21 protein-coding genes are annotated in these 22,309 nt (G+C 75.1%); 11 read left to right on the top strand and 10 right to left on the bottom strand.

All coding sequences use genetic code 11. The features are described from left to right. Positions 1-7: 7 nt before the first annotated feature. Positions 8-403: a 1,2-phenylacetyl-CoA epoxidase subunit B gene (locus tag F1C76_16555; protein ID QNG37974.1), complete on the bottom strand. Its 396-nt coding sequence runs from the start codon at positions 401-403 to the stop codon at positions 8-10. Next, positions 400-1,380, bottom strand: a complete 981-nt coding sequence (paaA, locus tag F1C76_16550) for a 1,2-phenylacetyl-CoA epoxidase subunit A (GenBank protein ID QNG37973.1) — start codon at positions 1,378-1,380, stop codon at positions 400-402. The genes F1C76_16555 and paaA overlap by 4 nt, the downstream gene beginning before the upstream one ends. Before the next feature lie 270 nt (positions 1,381-1,650). Here paaA and paaF point away from each other — a divergent pair, with 270 nt between their 5' ends. The 3 genes from paaF to paaZ are packed head-to-tail and all read left to right on the top strand — an operon-like array spanning position 1,651 to position 5,587. Beyond that, a complete protein-coding gene (paaF, locus tag F1C76_16545) occupies positions 1,651-2,913 on the top strand; it encodes a phenylacetate--CoA ligase (GenBank protein ID QNG39317.1) in 1,263 nt (420 codons plus the stop codon). Further along, positions 2,910-3,524: a TetR/AcrR family transcriptional regulator gene (locus F1C76_16540; protein ID QNG37972.1), complete on the top strand. Its 615-nt coding sequence runs from the start codon at positions 2,910-2,912 to the stop codon at positions 3,522-3,524. Before paaF ends, F1C76_16540 begins: the two co-directional genes overlap by 4 nt. Continuing rightward, entirely contained in the window at positions 3,521-5,587 is a 2,067-nt protein-coding gene (gene paaZ, locus F1C76_16535; GenBank protein QNG37971.1) for a phenylacetic acid degradation bifunctional protein PaaZ, read from the top strand. Before F1C76_16540 ends, paaZ begins: the two co-directional genes overlap by 4 nt. Here paaZ and F1C76_16530 read toward each other — a convergent pair. Next, positions 5,573-6,235: a uracil-DNA glycosylase gene (locus tag F1C76_16530; GenBank protein QNG39316.1), complete on the bottom strand. Its 663-nt coding sequence runs from the start codon at positions 6,233-6,235 to the stop codon at positions 5,573-5,575. The genes paaZ and F1C76_16530 overlap by 15 nt on opposite strands. Positions 6,236-6,301: 66 nt before the next feature. After that, positions 6,302-6,703 carry a VOC family protein gene (locus tag F1C76_16525; protein QNG37970.1) on the bottom strand — a complete coding sequence of 134 codons (402 nt, stop codon included), beginning with the start codon at positions 6,701-6,703 and terminating at the stop codon, positions 6,302-6,304. A gap of 81 nt (positions 6,704-6,784) precedes the next feature. Between F1C76_16525 and F1C76_16520 the strand changes: the two genes are divergently transcribed. From F1C76_16520 to F1C76_16510, 3 genes are read left to right on the top strand one after another with little or no spacing between them, the layout of a single operon-like run. Continuing rightward, positions 6,785-7,618: an alpha/beta fold hydrolase gene (locus tag F1C76_16520; protein QNG37969.1), complete on the top strand. Its 834-nt coding sequence runs from the start codon at positions 6,785-6,787 to the stop codon at positions 7,616-7,618. Beyond that, on the top strand, positions 7,615-8,685 hold the full coding sequence (locus F1C76_16515; protein ID QNG37968.1) for a winged helix DNA-binding domain-containing protein: 1,071 nt from the start codon (positions 7,615-7,617) through the stop codon (positions 8,683-8,685). Before F1C76_16520 ends, F1C76_16515 begins: the two co-directional genes overlap by 4 nt. A gap of 17 nt (positions 8,686-8,702) precedes the next feature. Beyond that, complete coding sequence (locus F1C76_16510) at positions 8,703-9,755, top strand: NAD-dependent epimerase/dehydratase family protein (GenBank protein ID QNG37967.1); 1,053 nt, start codon at positions 8,703-8,705, stop codon at positions 9,753-9,755. A 3-nt stretch (positions 9,756-9,758) separates the two neighbouring features. Here F1C76_16510 and F1C76_16505 read toward each other — a convergent pair whose 3' ends face one another. Next, on the bottom strand, positions 9,759-10,436 hold the full coding sequence (locus F1C76_16505; protein ID QNG37966.1) for a PaaI family thioesterase: 678 nt from the start codon (positions 10,434-10,436) through the stop codon (positions 9,759-9,761). Continuing rightward, positions 10,429-11,583 (bottom strand): acyl-CoA dehydrogenase, encoded by a 1,155-nt coding sequence (locus tag F1C76_16500; GenBank protein ID QNG37965.1) that lies wholly within the window; start codon positions 11,581-11,583, stop codon positions 10,429-10,431. Before F1C76_16500 ends, F1C76_16505 begins: the two co-directional genes overlap by 8 nt. Before the next feature lie 116 nt (positions 11,584-11,699). On the opposite strand from F1C76_16500, the gene F1C76_16495 reads away from it, so the two are divergent. Further along, positions 11,700-12,746, top strand: a complete 1,047-nt coding sequence (locus tag F1C76_16495) for a chemotaxis protein CheB (protein QNG37964.1) — start codon at positions 11,700-11,702, stop codon at positions 12,744-12,746. Continuing rightward, entirely contained in the window at positions 12,721-14,574 is a 1,854-nt protein-coding gene (locus F1C76_16490; GenBank protein QNG37963.1) for a PAS domain S-box protein, read from the top strand. The genes F1C76_16495 and F1C76_16490 overlap by 26 nt, the downstream gene beginning before the upstream one ends. 8 nt (positions 14,575-14,582) lie before the next feature. Here F1C76_16490 and F1C76_16485 read toward each other — a convergent pair whose 3' ends face one another. Further along, a complete protein-coding gene (locus F1C76_16485; GenBank protein QNG37962.1) occupies positions 14,583-16,286 on the bottom strand; it encodes an ANTAR domain-containing protein in 1,704 nt (567 codons plus the stop codon). On the opposite strand from F1C76_16485, the gene F1C76_16480 reads away from it, so the two are divergent. Together F1C76_16480 and F1C76_16475 are read left to right on the top strand one after the other, a co-directional pair. Next, positions 16,065-17,285 carry an MFS transporter gene (locus F1C76_16480; GenBank protein QNG39315.1) on the top strand — a complete coding sequence of 407 codons (1,221 nt, stop codon included), beginning with the start codon at positions 16,065-16,067 and terminating at the stop codon, positions 17,283-17,285. The two genes, F1C76_16485 and F1C76_16480, sit on opposite strands and share 222 nt — an antisense overlap. A gap of 4 nt (positions 17,286-17,289) precedes the next feature. Further along, the gene (locus F1C76_16475) at positions 17,290-17,883 is read left to right on the top strand and encodes a histidine phosphatase family protein (protein QNG39314.1); all 594 of its coding nucleotides are present in this window, start codon (positions 17,290-17,292) and stop codon (positions 17,881-17,883) included. On the opposite strand, the gene F1C76_16470 is transcribed toward F1C76_16475, so the two are convergent. Next, positions 17,880-19,163, bottom strand: a complete 1,284-nt coding sequence (locus F1C76_16470) for an EAL domain-containing protein (protein ID QNG39313.1) — start codon at positions 19,161-19,163, stop codon at positions 17,880-17,882. The genes F1C76_16475 and F1C76_16470 overlap by 4 nt on opposite strands. On the opposite strand from F1C76_16470, the gene F1C76_16465 reads away from it, so the two are divergent. Then, positions 19,162-19,782 carry a TetR/AcrR family transcriptional regulator gene (locus F1C76_16465; protein QNG37961.1) on the top strand — a complete coding sequence of 207 codons (621 nt, stop codon included), beginning with the start codon at positions 19,162-19,164 and terminating at the stop codon, positions 19,780-19,782. The two genes, F1C76_16470 and F1C76_16465, sit on opposite strands and share 2 nt — an antisense overlap. Before the next feature lie 81 nt (positions 19,783-19,863). Here F1C76_16465 and F1C76_16460 read toward each other — a convergent pair whose 3' ends face one another. Together F1C76_16460 and F1C76_16455 are read right to left on the bottom strand one after the other, a co-directional pair. Then, the gene (locus F1C76_16460; GenBank protein ID QNG37960.1) at positions 19,864-22,098 is read right to left on the bottom strand and encodes a copper-translocating P-type ATPase; all 2,235 of its coding nucleotides are present in this window, start codon (positions 22,096-22,098) and stop codon (positions 19,864-19,866) included. Further along, entirely contained in the window at positions 22,095-22,301 is a 207-nt protein-coding gene (locus F1C76_16455) for a heavy-metal-associated domain-containing protein (protein QNG37959.1), read from the bottom strand. Before F1C76_16455 ends, F1C76_16460 begins: the two co-directional genes overlap by 4 nt. Positions 22,302-22,309: the final 8 nt, after the last annotated feature.

Genomic DNA, 22,309 nt, shown 5'->3' with positions numbered 1-22,309 from the left:
GGGTCCTTCACATGTGCGGTACGTCGTCCGGGATCTCGTAGAACGTCGGGTGCCGGTAGACCTTGTCCCCGGCGGGGGCGAACATCGGGTCCTTCTCGTCCGGGCTGGACGCGGTGATGTCGTTGGCCTGCACGACCCAGATGCTCACGCCCTCGTTGCGGCGGGTGAACAGGTCCCGCGCGGCGTGCACGGCCATCTCGTCGTCAGGGGCGTGCAGCGAGCCGACGTGCACGTGGTTCAGCCCGCGCTTGCCCCGGACGAACACCTCGTACAGCGGCCAGTCCCGCCGGGTGTTGGCCGCGGTCGGCTCTGCGCCGCTGGGGATGTCCGGCCCGGTGGGGACGGCGCCGTGGCCGCCCTCGGCGGTGGTCTCACCGGCCGACGGGGTCGTCGGCTCGCTCACGACGCGTGCTTGTCCGCGTACGCGGTCGCCGCCTCGAGCACCCAGGCGTTGTCGTCGCGGGCGGCCCGACGACGGGAGACCCGCTCCTCGTTGCAGGGGCCGTTGCCGGAGATGACCTGCTTGAACTCGGCCCAGTCGATCTGGCCGAACCGGTAGCGGCCGGTCTCGGGGTCCAGCGCGAGCTCGGGGTCGGGCAGCGTCACGCCCAGGGCCGCGGCCTGCGGGACGGACATGTCGACGTAGCGCTGGCGCAGTTCGTCGTTGCTGTGCCGCTTGACGCCCCAGGCCATCGACTGCGCCGAGTTCGGGCTGTCGTCGTCCGGCGGGCCGAACATCATCAGCGAGGGCCACCACCAGCGGTCCACGGCGTCCTGCACCATGGCGCGCTGGGCGTCGGTGCCGCGCATCATCGTCATCAGCAGCTCGTAGCCCTGCCGCTGGTGGAAGGACTCCTCCTTGCAGACCCGGATCATCGCGCGCGCGTAGGGGCCGTAGCTGCTGCGGCACAGCGGGACCTGGTTGCAGATCGCCGCGCCGTCGACCAGCCAGCCGATGACGCCGCAGTCGGCGTAGGTCAGCGTGGGGTAGTTGAAGATCGAGCTGTACTTCTGCCGACCCTCGATGAGCATGTCGGTGAGATCGGCCCGGTCGGCGCCGAGGGTCTCGGCCGCGGAGTACAGGTACATCCCGTGCCCGGCCTCGTCCTGCACCTTGGCCAGCAGGACCGCCTTGCGGCGCAGCGACGGCGCGGCGAGCAGCCAGTCGCCCTCGGGCTGCATCCCGATGATCTCCGAGTGCGCGTGCTGGGCGATCTGGCGCACCAGGCCCTTGCGGTAGGCCTCGGGCATCCAGTCGCGCGGCTCGACCCGGTGGTCGGCGGCGATCGTGGCGTCGAAGTGCGCCTGCAGCGCGGCCTCGTCGAGGACGGGGGCGGCGACGGGAGCGTCGGCGGAGCGGTCGAGCGTCGGTGCGGACATCGGGATGAGCCTCCTGCGGTCATTTACTGACCAAGCGGTCGGTAATGAGTGTGCCGCAGGTGGACGTGCTCCACAACCCCGTCTTGACAGCCCACGCCCTGCGGTAGTTGGTTACTGACCGGGCGGTCGGTAAATCGTCCGTCGCACGTGACCGCGCACCGCCGCCGGAGTACCAGGGAAGGCCCCCTCGTGAGCGCACCGACCACCAGCCCGACCGCGAAGCGCCTGGGCACGGCCCCCGACCCGGCCACCCTCGACCCGGCCGAGCGGATGGGGGTCGACGAGCTGCGCGCCCTGCAGCTCGAGCGGCTGCAGTGGACCCTGCGGCACGCCTACGAGAACGTGCCGCACTACCGCCGGGCCTTCGACGCCCACGGCGTGCACCCCGACGACTGCCGCTCGCTGGAGGACCTCGCGCGCTTCCCCACCACGTCCAAGGCCGACCTGCGGGAGAACTACCCGTTCGGGATGTTCGCCGTCCCCCAGGAGCAGGTGCGCCGCGTGCACGCCTCCTCCGGCACGACCGGCAAGCCCACCGTCGTCGGCTACACCGAGCGCGACATCGCCACCTGGGCCGGCGTGATGGCCCGCAGCATCCGGGCCGCCGGCGGTCGGCCCGGGGACACCCTGCACAACGCCTACGGCTACGGGCTGTTCACCGGCGGGCTGGGCGCGCACTACGGCGCCGAGGCGCTGGGCTGCACCGTCGTCCCGGTCTCGGGGGGCATGACCCCGCGGCAGGTGCAGCTGATCGGGGACTTCGAGCCCCGGATCATCATGGTCACCCCCAGCTACATGCTCGCCGTGGTCGACGAGTTCGAGCGGCAGGGCATCGACCCCCGCTCCAGCAGCCTGCAGATCGGCATCTTCGGCGCCGAGCCCTGGACCGAGCAGATGCGCCAGGAGATGGAGGACCGGCTCGACATCGACGCGGTCGACGTCTACGGCCTGAGCGAGGTCATGGGCCCCGGCATCAGCCAGGAGTGCGTGGAGACCAAGGACGGCCTGCACGTCTGGGAGGACCACTTCTACCCCGAGGTCGTCGACCCGACGACGGTCGAGCCGCTGGCCGAGGGCTGCGAGGGCGAGCTGCTGTTCACCTCCCTCACCAAGGAGGCGCTGCCGATCATCCGGTACCGCACCCGGGACCTCACCCGGCTGCTGCCCGGCACCGCCCGGCCCGGGATGCGGCGGATGCAGAAGGTCACCGGCCGCACCGACGACATGATCATCCTGCGCGGGGTGAACCTCTTCCCGACCCAGATCGAGGAGGTCGTGCTCCGCACCCCCGGCCTGTCCCCGCACTTCGCCCTGGAGCTGTCCACCCGCGGCCGGATGGACCACCTGGTGGTCTCCGTCGAGGCCCGCCCGGACTGCCCGCCCGAGCGCCGCGCGGTCGCCGCCCAGGAGGTGCAGGTGCTGGTCAAGGAGACCGTGGGCACCAGCGTCGAGGTGGTCGTCGTCGACCCGGCCACGCTGGCCCGCTCGATGGGCAAGCTGCAGCGGCTCACCGACCGGCGCGAGCGCGCATGACGGCCCCCACCCGGCGCGGCCGGCCCGGACACTCGCTGGACTCGCTGCTCGACGTCGCCGTCGCGCTCTTCATCGAACGCGGTTTCGAGGCCACCTCGATGGACGCCCTGGCCGACCGGTTGGGCGTCACCAAGTCCGCGATCTACCACCACGTGCCCTCCAAGGTGGAGCTGCTGCGGCTGGCCCTGGACCGGGCGCTGGACGGGCTGTTCGCCGTGCTGTCCGAGCCCGGGGCGGCCCAGGGGCCGGCCATCGACCGGCTCGAGCACGTGGTGCGCGGCTCGGTCGGCGTGCTCACCGACCGGCTGCCCTTCGTCACCCTGCTGCTGCGGGTCCGCGGCAACTCCCACGTCGAGTCGCACGCCCTGCACCGCCGTCGCGACTTCGACCACCGGGTGACCGAGCTGGTGCGCGAGGCCGTCGCCGAGGGGTCCGTCCGACCCGACGTCGACCCCCGGGTCACCAGCCGACTGCTCTTCGGCACCGTCAACTCCCTCACCGAGTGGTACCGCCCGGGCGGCGGCCTGTCGCCGTCCGACCTCGCGGACGGCCTGGTCACCACCCTCTTCGCCGGCCTGCGCGCCCCGACCCGACCCCAGGAGCACCGATGACCGCTGCACCCCTGCTCGAGAGCTACGCCGCCGGTGCCTGGTGGTCCAGCGCCGACGAGGGCACCCCGCTCCCGGACGCCGTCACCGGGGAGACCGTCGCCCGGATCAGCAGTCGCGGGCTGGACGTCGCCGGGATGGTGGCCCACGCCCGCACGGTCGGCAGCCCGGCGCTGCGCGAGCTGACGTTCCACCAGCGCGCCGGTCTGCTCAAGGCGGTCGCGCTGCAGCTGATGGCCCGCAAGGAGGAGTTCTACGTCCTCTCCCACCGCACCGGCGCCACCGACGGCGACAACGCCGTGGACATCGACGGCGGCTTCGGCACCGTGCTGTCCTACGCCTCCACCGGACGCCGCGAGCTGCCCGACGACACCCTGGTGCTCGACGGCCCGCCCACCCCGCTGGGCCGGCGGGGCACCTTCCTCGGCCAGCACGTCTACACCTCGCTGACCGGCGTCGCGGTGCAGGTCAACGCCTTCAACTTCCCGGTCTGGGGGATGCTGGAGAAGCTGGCCCCGGCCTTCCTCGCCGGGATGCCCACGATCGTCAAGCCGGCCTCGCAGACCGCCTACCTCACCGAGGCGGTGTTCCGGGCGATGGTCGAGACAGGCCTGCTGCCCGAGGGCTCGGTGCAGCTGCTCGCGGGCTCGGCGTCCGGGCTGCTGGACCACCTCGACGGCCAGGACCTGGTCGGCTTCACCGGCTCGGCCACCACCGCGGCCCTGCTGCGCAGCCACCGGGCCGTCACCGAGCGGGCGGTCCGGTTCAACGCCGAGGCCGACTCGCTCAACTGCTCGGTGCTGGGCCCCGACGCCGGCCCCGACACCCCGGAGTTCGACCTGTTCGTCCGCGGCCTGGTCACCGAGATGACGGTCAAGGCCGGTCAGAAGTGCACCGCGATCCGCCGGGCGATCGTGCCGCGCGAGCACGTGGACGCCGTCGTCGAGGCCACCCGGGCCGCGCTCGAGCAGGTCGTCGTCGGCGCCCCGGGGGGCGACGGCGTGACCATGGGCGCGCTGGCCTCCCGGGACCAGCGCGACGAGGTGCTGCGCGCGGTCGACCGGCTGCGCACGCACGCCGAGCTCGTCGTCGGGGACCCGACCGACTTCACCGTCACCGGCGCCGACCGCGACCGGGGGGCGTTCCTGCCCCCGATGCTGTTGCGCTGCGACGACGCAGGCGCGCCCGAACCGCACGACGTCGAGGCCTTCGGCCCGGTGTCCACCGTGCTGTCCTACTCCGACCTGGACGACGCGATCGCCCTGGCCCGCCGCGGCCAGGGATCGCTGGTGGCCAGCCTGGTCACCCACGACCCGGCCGTCGCCCGGGCCTTCGTGCTGGGCGCGGGGTCGGCACACGGCCGGGTGCACGTGCTGGACCGGGACGACGCCCGGGAGTCCACCGGGCACGGCTCCCCGCTGCCGGTGCTGGTGCACGGCGGCCCCGGACGGGCCGGCGGGGGCGAGGAGCTGGGCGGCGTCCGCGGCGTGCTGCACCACATGCAGCGCACCGCCGTGCAGGGGTCGCCGGACCTGCTCACCGGGGTCGGCCGACGCTGGGTCGCCGGCGCCGCCCGCAGCGAGGACGGCGTGCACCCCTTCCGGAAGTCCCTGGCCGAGCTCCGCATCGGGGACTCGGTGACCGCCGGGCCCCGGGAGATCACGCTGGAGGACGTCGAGCACTTCGCCGCGTTCACCGGCGACACGTTCTACGCGCACATGGACGAGGAGGCAGCCCGGGCCAACCCGCTGTTCGGCGGCCGGGTCGCGCACGGCTACCTGGTGCTCAGCTGGGCCGCCGGGTTGTTCGTGGACCCCGACCCGGGCCCGGTGCTGGCCAACTACGGCCTGGACTCGCTGCGGCTGCTCACCCCGGTCAAGCCCGGCGACAGCGTGACGGTGACCCTGACGGCCAAGCAGATCACCCCGCGCGGGGGCGCCGACCACGGCGAGGTCCGCTGGGATGCCGTCGTCGTCAACTCCGCCGGCGACCCGGTGGCCACGTACGACGTGCTCACCATGGTGGCCAAGCAGTGGCCTCCCGCAGAGGCCTCAGGCGGGCAGTGACCAGTCGACCGGGTCGGCGCCCTGCGCCACGAGCAGGGCGTCGACCCGGCTGAACGGCCGCGAACCGAAGAACCCCCGCGAGGCACTCAGCGGGGAGGGGTGCACCGAGGCCACCGAGGGCACCGGACCGAGGGCCTCGGTGAGCCCCTGCGCGTCCTTGCCCCACAGCACCGCGGCCATCGGCTGCCCGGCCGCGGCCCGCTCCACCAGCACCGCGATGGCGTGCGCGGTCACCTGCTCCCAGCCGCGGCGGCGGTGCGAGCCGGCCTCCCCGGGCCGCACGGTCAGGCACCGGTTGAGCAGCAGCACCCCGCGGTCCCGCCAGGCGGTCAGGTCACCGTGCGGCGGGGGCTCGACGCCGAGGTCGTCGCGCAGCTCTCGGTAGACGTTCACCAGGCTGCGGGGCAGCGGCCGGACGTCACGGTCGACGGCGAAGCTCAGCCCGATCGGGTGGCCCGGGGTCGGGTAGGGGTCCTGCCCGACGACCAGCACCCGGACGTCGGCCAGCGGGGTGGCGAAGGCCCGGAACACCTGGTCGGGGTGCGGGAGCCAGGGTCGGCCGGCGGCGGTCTCGGCGGCCAGGAAGGCCAGCACCGCGTCGATGCGCTCCTCGACCGGCGTCAGGGCCGCGGCCCAGTCGGGGGCCATCAGCCCGCGGTCGGCGAGGTCCTGCAGGGTGCCCACCCGGCCGAGACTAGGTGGGCACCCGAGGGCTCACTTCGCCGGCGGGGCCATCAGCTCGAGGGCGATGTTGTCGGGGTCGCGGAACTCCAGGATGTAGCCGGCACCGATGTCCTTGACGCCCTCGTGGGCGATGCCCAGGGAGTCCAGGTGGGCGGCGGCCTCGTCCAGGGCCTCCTTGGAGGAGACGGCGAACGCGACGTGGTCCAGGCCGGTGCGGTCCTCGCTGAAGGTGTCGTCGGCGACCGGGCGCAGGCCCAGCAGTGACTCACCGAGGGCGTAGATGACACCGCCGAAGGCGAAGTCGGGGGCGTCCTCGGTCTGGCCGTCGATGGCGACCGGGAGGGCGAACACGTCGTCGTAGAACTTCCGCGAGCGGTCGATGTCGGTGACCGTCAGACGGACGTGCGCGTAGTGGCTGGTGGTGATCGGCATGGTCCTGCAGTGCCCGATCCGACCGTGCTCAACCGGGTGCAGGCGGACGCATCTGTCCGACCCACCCGGCATCCTGTCGGCGTGGACACCTTCACCCGCAGCGGCCTGACCTTCGACGTGCGCGACGCCGGCCCGGGCGACGGCACCCCGGTGGTGCTCCTGCACGGGTTCCCGCAGCACGCCGGGAGCTGGGACCGGGTGGTGCCGACCCTCCACGAGGCCGGGCTCCGCACGCTGGCCCCCGACCAGCGCGGGTACTCCCCCGCGGCCCGGCCCACCGGCCGCCGGTCCTACGTCGTCCGCGAGCTGGTGGACGACGTCCTGGCGCTCCTGGACGCCGCCGGTCTGGAGCGGGCGCACGTGGTCGGGCACGACTGGGGTGCGATGGTCGCCTGGTCCGCGGCGGCCTGGCACCCCGACCGGGTCAGCAGCCTGACCGCCGTCTCGGTGCCGCACCCGGCCGCGTTCACCCGCTCGTTCCTCACCAGCTCGCAGGGCGTGAAGTCGGCCTACATGGCCTTCTTCCAGCTGCCCGTCGTGCCGGAGAGGCTGCTCACCCGGGGCAACGGCGTGTTCCTGCGCGACCTCCTGGTGCGCGCCGGGATGCCCCGCCCCGACGCCGAGGACACCGTGGCCCGGCTGCGTCCGGCCGGCGCGCTCACCGCCGCGCTGGACTGGTACCGCGCGCTGCCGCTGGGTGCGGGTGACGGCGTCGGCCGGGTCCGGGTGCCCACCCTGCACGTGTGGAGCGACCGGGACGGCTTCCTCGGCCGGGCCGGCACGGAGGCGACCGCGCCCTACGTGACCGGGGAGTACCGCCTGGAGGTGCTGCCCGGGGTCACGCACTGGGTGCCCGAGACCGCCGGCCCCCGGCTCGGGGAGCTGGTCGCCGAGCACGTGCGGGCCCACGGGTGAACCGGGGCGAGCTGCTGGCCGCCCGGGTGCGGGCCCAGCAGCTGGACCGCGACGAGGGCACGGTCGACGACACCGCGGTGCTCGACCTCGGGGTCCAGGGCACCGGCCCGCCCGGGGCGGCCCGCTGGGCCCTGGCACTCCGCGGCCTGGCGCGGCCCGCCGCGGCGGAGCTGGCACTGGTCTGGTCGGTCCGCGGCGCCCCGCACGTGTACCGGCGGGCCGACCTGCCCGGCGTCGCCGCGGCCACCGCCCCGTGGTCGGACGCGGACGCCGCGAAGCGGGTGTTCGACGCCGCGACGCCGCTGACGGCGGCCGGCCTCGGGGTGCTCGGCGCCCTGGACGTCGTCGCCGACGCGATGCGCACGATCGTCACCGGGCCGACCGTCAAGGGCGAGCTGTCCGCCGGCCTGACCGCGGCCCTGCCCGCGCCGTTCCTGCGGCACTGCAGGCCCTGCGGCACGACCCACGTGTTCGAGCAGCCCTTCCGGCTCGCCGCGCTGCGCGCCGGGCTCGAGCTGGAGCCGGGCACCTCACCGCCGGTGCTCCGCCCGGTGCCGGACCTGGTGCCGGCCACCGAGGTGCCCGACCGGCTCGACGTCGTCCGGGCGCACCTGCGGCTGTTCGGACCGTCCACCCCGGCGATGGTCGCGGCGTACCTCGACGCCCCGGTGCGCGAGGTGCGCGCCCACTGGCCCGCCGACGCCGACGAGGTGGACGTGGCGGGTGGGACCCGCTGGGTGCTCGACCTCCCGTCCACCGACCCGGTCCGCGGCACCTGGCTGCTCGCGCCCTTCGACCCGTTCCTGCAGGTGCGGGACCGGGAGCTGCTGGTCCCCGACGCCGACCGCCGTAAGGAGCTGTTCCCGGTCCTCGGCCGCCCGGGCGCCGTGCTGGTGGACGGCGAGGTGGCCGGGGTGTGGCGACCGCGGTCGGCCGGGAGGCGGCTGGCCCTGACCGTCACCCCCTGGCGGGAGCTCACCGGACCCGAACGGGCAGCGGTGGAGGACCAGGCGGCGCGACTCGCCGAGGCCCGCGGTTCGACGCCGGGCGGCGTGACCCTGGGCTGACCGGGTAGGGCCGGTGGATGACCTCCCCCGACACCGGCCACCTCGACGGACAGACGGTCGCCGTCACCGGCGCCACCGGCAACCTGGGGACAGCGTTCCTGCGGCAGCTCTTCCTCACCGGGGTGCACCAGGTGCGCGGTCTCTCCCGCCGCCAGGCCCCGGACACCGCCCCGTACTCGAACGTCTTCTGGACCCACACCGACATCGGCACGGCGGCCAGCTCGGCCCCGCTGACCGAGTTCCTCACCGGCGCCACCACGCTGGTGCACACCGCCTGGGCGCTGCAGCCGGGCCGGGACCCGGAGCTGCTGCACCGGATCAACGTCGACGGGGCCCGCCGGGTGCTGGACGCGGCGGGTTCGGCAGGCGTGGGCCACGTGGTGCTGGTGTCCTCCCTGGGCGCCTACGCCCCCGGCAACCCGGCCGACCGGATCACCGAGGACTGGCCCACCACCGGGGTGCCCAGCTCGCAGTACAGCCGGGACAAGGTCGCCGTCGAGGCACTCGCCCGCGAGTTCGCCGCCGCCCACCCCGACGTCACCGTGACCGTGGTCCGGCCCACGCTGGTGCTGCAGTCCGACGCGGCCGGCGCGATCGGCCGCTACTTCCTCGGGCCGCTGCTGCTGCGTGGGGCGCAGGCCCTGCCCGGGTCGGTGGCCTCGAAGCTGCCCCTGCCGCTGCCGGAGGACCTGCACCTGGGCTTCGTGCACGCCGACGACGTGGCCGACGCGCTGCTGCGGATCGTGGACCGCCGGGCCGGCGGGGCGTTCAACCTCTCCGCCGAGCCGGTGCTGGACCCCGACGCGTTCGCCGCCGCGCTGGGCACCCGCCGGGTGCCGGTGCCGGCCGCGCTGCTGCGGGCCGGGTTGTCGGCGGCCTTCCACGCCCACCTGGTGCCCACCGAGCCGGGCTGGCTCGACCTGGGCCTCAGCGTGCCGGCGCTGGACACCACCCGGGCCCGCGAGGTGCTCGGCTGGGACCCCCGGCACCCCAGCGACCGCCTGCTCCCGGAGTTCGTCGCCGCCCTCGGCCGGGGCGACGGCGGTGAGGGACCGGTGCTGCACCCCTGAGACTCAGGGGCGGGCCGACCAGGCCGAGACCGCGTGGCTCATGCCGGCGAACGTGCTGGCCGCGGCGTCCGGACGCAGCGCGACGAACAGGCCGTCGGCCTCGGCGAGCACCGTGTCGGGGTCCTCGGCGGAGGCGATCGTGGCGTGCGCGGTGGCCCGTCGTCCCTCGGTGGAGGTGACGGCCGCCGTGAGCACGACGGGCACCCCCAGCCGGACCGGGCGGCGGTAGGTGACGGTCAGCGTCGCGGTCAGCCCGCCGTGCCCGGCGGTCCGCAGCGCCCGGGCCAGCACGTGGTCCAGCAGGGTCGCGATGGTGCCGCCGTGCACCAGCCCCGGCGGGCCCTCGTGCGCCTTGGGCAGCGTGGCGTGCGCCGTCACCCGACCGTCGGCCGACGTGTCGACCGACAGGGGTGGTGCGATCGGGCTGCCCGGGCCGTACACCGGGGAGTACCACCGCTCGCCGGCTGCGGGGTCGTCCACGGTGGCGATGTCCCGCAGGCCCCGCTCGGCCACCCGGAGCCGGGCCGCAAGCTCCCGGGCGGCGACGGCGACCGCGGCGAGCTCGTCGGCGTCGACCTCGGTGCGCACCGTGGCGTCGACCAGCTCACGCAGTGCCTCGCCCAGCACGCCGACGGCCTCGCGCCGCGCATCGCGGGCCGCCCCGGTGAGCAGCTCAGCCACGCGGCATCCCCGCCGCCCGCAGCAACGCCCCGCCGATGATCACCTTCTGCACCTCGCTGGTGCCCTCGTACAGCCGGTACAGCCGGGCGTCCCGGTAGAACCGCTCGACGGGGGTGCTGCGCAGGTAGCCCAGCCCGCCGTGCACCTGCACCGCACGGTCGGTGGCCCGCCCGACCATCTCCGAGCAGAACAGCTTCGCCGCCGAGGGCCCCACCGAGGTGTCCTCGCCGCTGTCGTAGCGCGCCGCGACGTCGACCACCATCGCGCGGGCCGCCAGCAGCTCGGTGTGCACGTCGGCGAGCATCGCCTGCACCAGCTGGAACCGGCCGATGGGCGCCCCGCCCTGCTTGGCCGTGGCGGCGTAGGCGACCGACTCGTCGAGCACCCGCTGGGCCATCCCCACGCACAGCGCCGCCACGTGCAGCCGTCCCCGGGAGAGCACGGTCAGCGCCTTGGCGTACCCACGGCCCGGCTCGCCCACCAGTGCGTCGGCCGGCACCCGGACGCCGTCGAAGAACACCTCCGCCGTCCACGCCCCGGACTGCCCGGTCTTCCGGTCGTGCGGGCCCACGCTCACCCCGGGCGTCGCCGCGGGGACCAGCAGCGTCGAGATCCCCCGGCCCCCGGTCTCGCCGGGCTCGGTGCGGGCGAAGACCACGAAGAGGTCGGCGATCGGGGCGTTGGTGATGTACCGCTTGCCGCCGTCGACGACCCAGTCGTCCCCGTCGCGCCGGGCGCTGGTGCGCAGCCCGGCCGGGTCCGAGCCGGCCTCGGCCTCGGTGAGGGCGAAGGACCCGATCAGCTCACCGGCGGCCAACCCGGGCAGCCACGCCTTCTTCTGCTCCTCGCTGCCGAACCGGGCGATGACCTGACCGGCGATGCCGTTGTTGGTGCCGAACAGCGAGCGGAACGCCGGCGAGGTGTAGCCGAACTCGAAGGCCAGCTGCACGTCCTCGCTCATCGTCACGCCCAGCCCGCCGAACTCCTCGGGCAGCGCGTAGCCGAACAACCCCATCCCGGCCGCGGCCCGCCGGAGTGCGTCGGGCACCGCGTCGGTGTCCTCGATCTCCTGCTCCCGGGGGACGACGACGTCCCGCACGAGCCGGCGCACGGCATCCCTGACCTGGCTGAAGTCCTCGGCGTCCACGGGCCCATCGTGGCCCGCGACCGGCACGGGAGCCACCGGCGGACGCCCCGGCGCGCCCGTCGGGCGGGCGGGGTCGTCCCGGCTGGGGGAGGCTGTTCCGTAAACCGGGAGGCACCGTGCCGCAGAGGGACCTGATCGTCGTCGGCGCCTCGGCCGGTGGCGTCGAGGCGTTGCGCACGCTGGTGGGCTCCCTACCCGCCGGACTGCCCGCCGCCGTGCTCGTCGTGCTGCACGTGCCGGCGCAGGGCGCCAGCGCCTTGGCCGCCGTGCTGGCCCGGGAGACGGCCCTGGACGTCGCCCCGGCCGTCGACGGGGAGGTGCTGGCACCCGGCACCGTCCGGGTGGCACCCCCGGACCGGCACCTGCTGGTGGTCGACGACGAGGGGGTGCTCCGGACGCACCTGTCCCGGGGGCCGCGGGAGAACGGCCACCGGCCCGCTGCCGATCCGCTGTTCCGCAGCGCGGCCCACGTCGCCGGCGCCCGGGTGGTCGGGGTCGTGCTCTCCGGCAGCCTGGACGACGGTGCCGCCGGACTGCGCCGGGTGCGCGGCCGGGGCGGGCTGGCCGTGGTCCAGGACCCGGCCGACGCCGCCTACAGCGGGATGCCCGAGGCGGCGCTGCACATCGCCGGTGCCGACCACGTCGCGCCGGTCGGTGAGCTCGGGGACCTGCTCGGGTCGCTCGTCGGGCTCGACGTCCCCGCGGTCCCCGGTGCCGGCGACGGCGGACCCCGGCCGCTGGAGGACGCGCTCGCCGAAATGGAGGGCGCGGCACTCGCCTCCGCCGACCGGCCCGGGGCACCCACCGGCATCAGCTGCCCGGACTGCGGTGGCCCGCTGTACGGCTCGGCCGTGGGGCCGATGCACCGCTTCCGGTGCCGGGTCGGGCACGCGTGGTCGGCCGACACCCTGGTGGGTGCTCAGACCTCCGCGGTGGAGTCGGCCCTGTGGGCGGCACTGCGCAGCCTGGAGGAGAAGGCCGACCTGGCCGACCGGATGAGCGAGTCGGCGGTGTCCCGGGGCCACCTGCTGACCGCGGACCGCTTCACCGAGCACGCCGGCGACGCCCGCCAGGCGGCCCTGGTGCTGCGCGACCTCCTGGAGGGTGCTGCGCTGTCGGTACCCCGAGCGGGCGGTGATGAGGGACCATCGACCGGTGACTGACCCGACGGCGAGCGCGGTGCCCGACGACGACCCAGGGTTCGAGCACCTCCTCGTCTGGTTGAAGGAGAGCCGGGGCTTCGACTTCACCGGGTACAAGCGGCCCAGCCTGGTGCGCCGGGTGGCCCGCCGGATGTCCGACGTCGGCATCACCGACGTAGCCGCCTACCGCGACCACCTCGAGCTGCACCCCGCCGAGTTCACCGCGCTCTTCAACACCGTGCTCATCAACGTCACCAGCTTCTTCCGCGACCAGGAGTCCTGGGACCACCTCACCCAGGTGCTGCTGCCGCCGTTGCTGGCCCGCAATCGGCCGGTGCGCGCGTGGAGCGCCGGCTGCGCCTCCGGCCAGGAGGCCTACAGCCTGGCCATCGTCATGGCCGAGGCGCTCGGGGTGGAGGAGTTCCGCCGCCGGGTCAAGATCTACGCCACCGACGTGGACGAGGAGGCCCTGGCTGCGGCCAGGGCGGCCCGCTACACCGAGGCCGAGCTCGCCGGGCTGCGGCCCGAGCAGGTCGAGAAGTGGTTCGTCCGGGACGGCGACCGCTGGACGGTGATCGCCCCGCTGCGCCGGGCCGTGGTCTTCGGCCGCAACGACCTGGTGCAGGACGCCCCGATCAGCCACATCGACGTCCTGATGTGCCGCAACACCCTGATGTACCTCAACGCCGAGACCCAGGCCCGGGTCGTCGGGCGACTGCACTTCGCGCTGGAGCCACACGGGGTCCTCATGCTCGGCAAGGCCGAGATGCTCCTGGCGCACTCCCCCCTGTTCACCCCCGTCGACCTGCCCCGCCGGCTCTTCCGGCGCCGGGCCGAGCCCGTCCTGGAGGGCTTCAGCAGCGCGCCCCGGGCCGCCGCGGCCGACGACGGGCCGGAGGTGCTGGCGCACGAGGCGCTGCGCACCGCGCCGACCGCCCAGGTGGTCATCGACGGGGAGGGCCGGCTGGCGCTGGCCAACGACCAGGCAGACCGGCTCTTCGGCACCGGTCCGCGCGACCTCGGCCGGCCCTTCCAGGACCTGGAGCTCTCCTACCGCCCGCTGGAGCTGCGCTCGCACCTGGACCGGGCGCTGGCCGAGCAGCGCAGCCAGTGGGTGCGCGGGGTGGAGCTCACCCGCGTGGGCACCGACCTGGTGGTCCTCGACGTCCAGGTCGTGCCGCTGGTGGAGTCCGACGGCACGCTGCTCGGCGCGACCGTGGTCTTCGACGACGTGACCCGCTACCACCGCCTGCAGGACGAGCTGGAGGCGGCGAACCGGAAGCTCGCGGTGGCCTACGAGGAGCTGCAGAGCACCAACGAGGAGCTGGAGACCACCAACGAGGAGCTCCAGTCGACGGTGGAGGAGCTGGAGACGACGAACGAGGAGCTCCAGTCCACCAACGAGGAGCTGGAGACGATGAACGAGGAGCTGCAGTCGATGAACGACCAGCTCCACTCCGGCAACGACGAGCTGCGGGAGGCCTCGGAACTGGCGACCGGCCGCCGGGACATGGTCTCGGCCGTGCTCGCCGGCATGCGGGCCGGTGTCGTCGTCGCCGACGACGAGGACCGGTTGATCGCCTGGAACCCCGCGTCGGAGGAGCTGTGGGGCCTGCGGGAGGACGAGGTGCTCGGGCAGCGGCTGGTCGACCTGGACATCGGGCTCCCGGTCACCGAGCTCGCCGAGCGGCTGGCCGGTTCGGACGCCGAGGGCGGTCACCGCACCGTCGAGGTGAGCGCGGTCAACCGACGCGGGCGGACCGTGCGGGTACGGGCGACGCAGAGCCCGGTGGCGGCGCTGCTCGGTGACCTCCAGGGCACCGTGCTGGTCACCGAGCTGCTCGACTGAGGTCCGGGTCAGCCCGGTTCGGACATCCAGGGACGCAGACCGGACGCCGCCCCGCCCTCGACCAGCAGACCGGCGAGGTCGCGCACCTTGACGTTGTGCTGGTTGGACAGCTTCACCAGTCGGGCGAACGCCTCGTCCGGGCTGCCGCCGTGGTGGGCCATGACGATGCCCTTGGCCTGCTCGATCACCGCGCGCGAGCGCAGTGCCTCCTCGAGGTTGCCGGTCGTGGTCTGCAGCGCGAGCTTCTCCTCGACGTCCTGCAGCACCGCGGTCACCGCGGCCGCCACGAGCCCGCCGACCAGGACGGCGTGCTCGTCGAAGGCACCCTGGTCGGTGCCGTACACGTTCAGCACGCCCACCCACTCGCCCCGGCCCACCAGCGGCAGGGCGAGGGCCGAGCGCACCTCGTGCCCGCGCATCGCGGCGGCCAGCGCCGGCCACCGGACGTCCACGGCCAGGTCGGCGGAGACCACGGGGACCGACGTGGCCTGCGCGCTGACGCAGGGGCCCTGGCCCTCGCGCAGCTGCAGCCCGTCGACCTGCTGGGCCGTCGAGGAGTCCGCGGCCAGCCGCGTCGGGGCCGCGGGCGTGCCGAGCGTGACGCTGGCCGCCGTCGCACCCGGGACCGCGTCGCGCACGATCCGCGCCACCTCGGTGAGCAGGCGCTGGCTGTCGAGCACCCCCAGCGGCAGCAGGCACAGCCGCGCCACGGCCTCGGCCACGGTGACGTCGGCACCGGCGGGCCGCGAGGTGCCGGCGCTCCGCTCGGAGACGGGGGCGACGGCCGCGGTGGGCGCGGGGAGCAGCACCCAGCGCACGCGCGGGGAGTCCGGCAGCGACTCGGCCAGCCCGACGGCCTCCACCGTGGTGCCGGGCCGGTCGCCGGGGTCGAGGTGCACCGTCACCCGGACCTCCTCGGCGCCCCGGGCCAGTCGGGTCAGTGCCGAGCGCCAGGGCGTGCGGGAGCGAGGGGGCAGCAGGACGACGAAGGGCTTGCCCACCAACCGCCCGGCGTCCCGTCCGGCCAGCGAGGCCACCCGGGCGTCGGCGCGCAGCACCACGCCCTGGGCGTCGGTGTCGAAGGTGCCCGCGGGGAGCAGCGCGGTGACCCGGTCGCGCCACCGCTCCTCGGCCTGGTGGGCGGCGACCAGGGCGGTGAGGGTCGACTGCTGGTCGCGGAGGGCCTCGTCGGCGACCCGCAGCTCCTCCTGGGCGACGTCGAGCTCGCCCAGGGCGGTGACCACGTCGGCGTACACGGCACCGGTGGCCGCCCCGGGCTCGGCGGGGACGAGCCTGGCGGCCAGCCCGAGGGGCGTGTGGGAGCCGGGGAGGTCGGACAACGGTGCCCTCCCAGGAGGTCGTCGAGCCCCCCAGGGTAGTCGGTGACCGGGGTCCCGGGACCCCTCCGACGAGGGTGCCCGGCAGGCGGGGAGGAAGGTGTCGGGGTGACCACCCCGGCCCCCACCGCCCCGGACCGCACCCCACGGCGGCTGTCGGCCGTCGCGGTCCCCGGACTGCTGCTCGCCGGCGTGCTGCTGGTCTCGCTCAACCTGCGGGGCCCCCTGGTGGCCACCGCCCCGGTGGTCGGGGACCTGCAGGTGGACCTCGACGTCGACGCCGGGACGATCGGCCTGCTCACCGCCATCCCGGTGCTCTGCTTCGGTCTGGCCGCCCCGCTGGCCTCCGCGGTCATCGCCCGCACCGGGCCGCACCGGGCGGTGCTGGTCGCGCTGGCCGGGATCCTGGCCGGCACGGTGCTGCGCTCGGTCGGCGACGCCCGCACCGCGATCGCCGGCACGGTGGTGATCGGCCTGGCCATCACGGTGGGCAACGTGGTGCTGCCGGTGGTCATCGGCCAGGACTTCCCCACCGCACGGAACGTGGTCACCGCGGCCTACACCGCGGCACTGAACGTGGGGTCGGCGCTGACCACCACCGCCACGGCCCCGTTGGCCGACCTGGTGGGCTGGCGCTGGGCGCTGGCCTCCTGGGGGCTGCTGGTGCTCGCCGCGGCCGGGGTGTGGACGGCGGCGCTGCGCCGGCAGCGGGTGCGGACCGCCGCGGTGAGCGCCGCCCAGGCCGCGGCCGGGGACGTCCCCGGACCGCCGACCCCGACCGTCCCGCACCGCCCGGTCACGCGGCAGCCCGCGGTGTGGGGGCTCACCCTGGCGTTCGGCATGCAGGCCTTCAGCTACTACGGGGTGACGGCGTGGCTGCCCAGCCTGCTGGCCGACGAGCAGGGCCTCACCCGCGCCGCGGCCGGGGCCAGCTCGTCGCTGTTCCAGGTGTTCGCCGTGGTGGGCGCCTTCGCCGTCCCGGCGCTGGTGGCGTGGTGGAAGCGGCCCGCGGCGGTGCTGCTGGCCGTCACGGCCGCCTGGGCCACGCTGCCGGTCGGGCTGATCGTGGCGCCGGGGCTGTGGGCGGTGTGGTCCTCGCTGGCCGGGGTCGCCCAGGGCGGGGGGATCACCGTGGTCTTCATCGCGATCGTCGCCCGCTCGCGGGACCTGGTGGAGAACCGGCGCACCTCGGCGACCGTGCAGGGCGGCGGGTACGTCATCGCGGCGACCGGGCCCCTGGTCATCGGCGCGGTGCACGACCTCTCGGGTGGCTGGACCGTCCCGATGCTGGTCATCCTGGGCGCCGTCGCCGTGATGGCGGTGGCCGGCGGGCTGTCCGCCGGTGGACGCACGGAGGGGGCCGGACGTGGCTGAGACGTTGCACGAGCTGGTGGTGCTGCGGCACGGACAGACCGAGTGGAGCCGCAGCGGGCAGCACACCAGCGTCACCGACCTGCCGCTGCTGCCCGAGGGCGAGGAGCAGGCCCGTCGGCTGCGTGGGCCGATGGCCGCCCGCCGGTTCACCGCCGTGCTCGTGAGCCCCCGCGAGCGGGCCCGGCGCACCGCCGAGCTCGCCGGGCTGTCCACCGACGCCGTCGACCCCGACCTGGTCGAGGTCGACTACGGCCGGTGGGAGGGCCGCACCACCCCCGACATCTCCGCCGAGCTCGGCCGCACCTGGTCGCTGTGGACCGACGGCACCGAGCCCGGCGACACCCCCGGGGAGACCCTCGCCGAGGTCGGCGCCCGGGTGGACCGGGTGCTGTCCCGGGTGCGCCCGCTGCTGACCGACGGTGACGTGGCCCTGGTCGCGCACGGGCACGTGCTGCGGGTCCTGACCGCCCGGTGGCTGGGCCTGGCACCGGAGGCCGGGTCGCTGTTCGCGCTGCACGCGGGCTCCTACGGCGTGCTGGGCCACGAACACGACCGCCCGGCCCTCACCGGCTGGAACGTGAGCACCCCCGAGGGCTAGGGGACCGCCAGCTCCTCGGGCAGCGCGACCGCCGGCCGCACCGGGCGGCCGAACAGCCACCCCTGCCCGAGGTCCACGCCCAGCGTGCGCACCTGCTCGGCCCGCTGCTCGCTCTCTACGCCCTCGGCGACCACGACGGCGTCGAGGGAGTGCGCCAGCTCCACCAGAGCGCCGACGACGGCCTGGGCAGCAGCGTCGTCGAGCCGACCGACCAGCGCCTTGTCCAGCTTCACCACGTCCGGGCGCAGCGCGGAGACCAGCGCGAGGCTGGACCAGCCGACCCCGACGTCGTCCAGCGCCACCCGCCAGCCCAGCGAGCGCTGGTGCTCCAGCACGGCCAGCAGGTGCCCCCGGTCGCGGGCGGCGTGCGCCTCGACCACCTCGACCACGACCTGCTCGGGGCGCAGGCCCGCCTCGTGCACCGCCGCCTCGGTGCCCTCCAGGCAGACCTGCGGCCGGTAGACCGCCTCGGGCGAGCTGTTGACGTACAGGTCGGCGTCTCCGAGCCAGCCGGCCGCCCCGCGGACCGCGGCCTCCCGGGCCAGGCGGTCCAGCCGGTCGGTCCACCCGGCGGCCGCGGCGAGGAAGAACAGGTCACCGCCGCCGACCTCGCGGCCGTCCACCCGACCGCGCAGCAGCGCCTCGTGACCCACCACCCGGCCGTCGGTCAGGTCGACGACCGGCTGGTAGACCGGCCAGAGCGCGGCCTCGGTGAGCAGGCCGACCTCCACGGTCACCCCGCGCCGGGCCAGCTCGACCGACAGCGAGGGCGCGGCCAGCAGCTGGGCGGCGAGCACGGCCCCGTCGTCGGAGTCGGGGTCGGTCGCCACCCGCACCGCGTCGGTCTCCGCCGCGGTCAGCTCACGGGCCAGCCGGGCGAAGAGCTGGTCGAACCGCCGCCCGTCCAGGGGACGCGAGTCCTCCACCACGTCGAGCAGGCCCGGTGTGGACTCCGCGTTCAGGCCGAGCGCCGTCGCGGACCGGGCGACCATCGGCAGCACGTGCTCGACGGGCGTGGCCAGCAGCAGCCGGCGCACCCGGCGCGGCGTGAGCCAGCCCGGGCGCAGGTCCTCCGCGGGTCCGGTCACCCCTGGAGGATGCTCGACACGCCCGGGCGCGTTCGCCAGGCGCGCGGGTGCCACACTCGGGGGACGGTCAACACGAGCGTTGGCGGCAACGGCCCCCCTCGTGTGAACTGCCCCACGAACACCGGCGTGTCGGAACGCAGCAGGCCAGCTCGGACGGTCGTCGAGGATCTTTCGGTCTAAAGTATTGGCCATGGCAGCTCTCATCTCCACGGAGGCCCCGCGCTCCAGCCGCGGCGGCCGCCCGCGCGACCCCTCCCGTGACGGCGTCATCCGAGCGGCCATCCTGCGACTCCTCGCCGACGTCGGCTACAACGCCCTCACCATGGACGCCGTGGCTGCCGAGGCCGGTGTCGGCAAGGCGACCATCTACCGCCGCTGGCGCACCAAGTCCGACCTCGTCGTGGACACGATCGCCGAGATGAACCGGGCCGAGACCTCCACCCCGGACACCGGTTCCCTCGAGGGCGACCTCCGCGGGCTGCTGCGCTCCCTGGTGCACGTGGTCAACGGCCCCCTCGGTGCGGCCACGATGTCGCTGCTGTCCACGCTCCCCCACCAGCCGGCGCTGGCCGACGCCTTCCGCAACGGCCCGCTGGGCCAGTGGACCGAGGCCTTCCGCGAGGTCTGGGGTCGGGCCGAGGCCCGCGGCGAGGTCCGCGAGGGCCTGGTCGGCTCGACGGTCGCCGACGCCGCCTCCGCCCTGGTCGTGCAGCGGTGGCTGCTCACCGGTGAGCCGCTCGACGAGGCCTACGCCGACTCGATCGTCGACACCGTCGTCCTCCCGCTGGTCCGGGAGCGCTGCAGCAACTGACCCGACCCGGGCCGCGAGGCCCGCACGATCCGGCGCGGCCCGTCCTCTCCCCCGGGGGGCGGGTCGCTGCCACGTCCGGGGTCAGCCGCCGGCGGTGAACCGCCGCAACTGCAGGCTGTTGCCCACCACGAGCACCGAGGACGCCGCCATCGCCAGCCCGGCCAGCACCGGGTTGAGGAACCCCAGCGCGGCCAGCGGGACCAACGCCACGTTGTAGGCGAAGGCCCAGAACAGGTTGGCCTTGATGGTGGCCAGCGTCCGCCGCGACAGCCGGACGGCGTCGACGGCCGCGGACAGGTCGGCGCGCACCAGGGTCAGGTCGGCGGCCTCGATCGCGGCGTCGGTGCCGGTCCCCATGGCCAGACCCAGGTCGGCCTGGGCCAGGGCCGGGGCGTCGTTCACCCCGTCCCCCACCACGGCGACGACCCGCCCCCGGACCTGCAGGCCGCGGACGACGTCGACCTTGCCCTCGGGCAGCACCCCGGCGACCACCTCGCCGGCGTCGGGGTCCAGCCCCACCGTCCGGGCGACCACCGCGGCGGCCCCGGCGTTGTCGCCGGTGACCAGGACCGGGGCCAACCCCAGGTCCCGCAGCGCGGCGATCGCCGCAGCACTGCTGGGCTTGACGGTGTCGGCGACGACGCAGAGCCCGACCACCTCGCCGTCCACGGAGACCAGCACCGCGGTCCGGCCGGCGTCCTCGGCGCGCACCACCGCGTCGGCCAGCTCGGCCGACGGCGGGGCGGGCATCTCCCCGACCCGCCCGACGACGACCAGGCGGCCCTCGACGGTGCCGGAGACCCCCCGGCCCTGCCGGTTCGCGAAGTCGTGCACCTCGGACAGCGGCTGGGCGACGGCGCGCACCACGGCCCGGGCGATCGGGTGCTCGGAGGCCGCCTCGACAGCCGCGGCGAACCGGAGCGTGTCGGGGTGCCCGACCACCTCGACCAGGGCCATCTCCCCGGTGGTGACGGTGCCGGTCTTGTCCAGCACGACGGTGTCGACCCGGCGCGTGGACTCCAGCACCTCGGGGCCCTTGATCACGATGCCGAGCTGGGCGCCCCGGCCGGTGCCCACCAGCAGGGCGGTGGGGGTGGCCAGGCCCAGCGCGCACGGGCAGGCGATGACCAGCACGGCGACGGCGGAGGTGAACGCCGCGGCGACGTCACCGGTGACCAGCAGCCAGACCACCAGCGTGGCCAGCGCGATCACCAGCACGACGGGGACGAACACCGCCGACACCCGGTCGGCCAGCCGCTGGACGGGGGCCTTGCCGCTCTGCGCGGCGGTCACCAGCCGGCCGAGCGCGGCCAGGGTGGTCTCGGCACCGACCCGGTCGGCCTCGACGACCAGCCGGCCGCCGACGTTCACCGTCGCCCCGGTGACCCGGTCGCCGACGCCGACCTCGACGGGCACGGACTCCCCGGTGAGCATCGAGGCGTCCACGGCCGAGGACCCGGAGACGACGACGCCGTCGGTGGCGACCTTCTCCCCCGGCCGGACGACGAACCGGTCCCCGACGGCGAGCCGGTCCGCCGGCACCCGGACCTCGACGCCGTCGCGGAGCACGGCGGCGTCCTTGGCGCCCAGGGTCAGCAGCGCCCGCAGCGCGGAGCCCGACCGGCGCCTGGCCCGGGACTCCGCGTACCGGCCGGCCAGCAGGAACACGGTGACGGCGGCGGCGACCTCCAGGTACAGCTCGCTGGTCCCGGCGCCCTGCTCGGCGAGCAGGTGGAACTCCATCCGCATGCCGGGTGCCCCGGCGTCGCCGAGGAACAGTGCATAGAGCGACCACACGAAGGCCGCGACGATGCCGATCGACACCAGGGTGTCCATCGTGGAGGCGCCGTGCCGGGCGTTGACCGCCGCGGCCCGGTGGAAGGGCCAGGCCCCCCAGACCGCGACCGGGCTGGCCAGGGTGAGGGCCAGCCACTGCCAGTTCTCGAACTGCAGCGGCGGGACCATCGACAGCAGGAGCACCGGCAGGGCCAGGGCGGCGGACACCACGAGCCGCTGGCGCAGCGCACGGTCCTCCGCCGTCGGGGCGTCGTCGTCGGGCCCGGGCTCGTCGTCGGCCGCGGGCGGGGCCGGCAGCGACGCGGCGTAGCCGGCGGCGGCGACCGTGGCGAGCAGCTGGTCGGTGTCGACGGTGTCCCGGTCGAAGCGCACCGTGGCGGCCTCGGTGGCGTAGTTGACCGTGGCCTGCACGCCCTCGACCTTGTTGAGCTTGCGCTCGATGCGGTTCGCGCAGCTGGCGCAGGTCATCCCGGTGATGTCGAGGCGGACCTCGTCGTGGGTGCCGGCCGCGGCGGTCATGCCGGGTCCGCGGTGTAACCGGCCTCCACCACGGCCGCCTGGACCTGCTCGGTGGTGACGTCCTGCCCGGTGACCCGCAGGGTCGCGCTGTCCAGGTCGACGTCCACGCCGGTGACGCCGTCGAGCTCGGACACCTCCTCGGTGACGGAGGCGACGCAGTGCTGGCAGGTCATGCCGGTGACGGTGAAGGTCTGGGTCTGCACGGGGGTCT

The sequence above is a fragment of the Geodermatophilaceae bacterium NBWT11 genome (genome assembly GCA_014218215.1).
Taxonomy (GTDB): Bacteria; Actinomycetota; Actinomycetes; order Mycobacteriales; family Geodermatophilaceae; genus Klenkia.
Note: the sequence above shows the minus strand (reverse complement) of the source record. Positions and strands in the feature narration are given on the sequence as shown.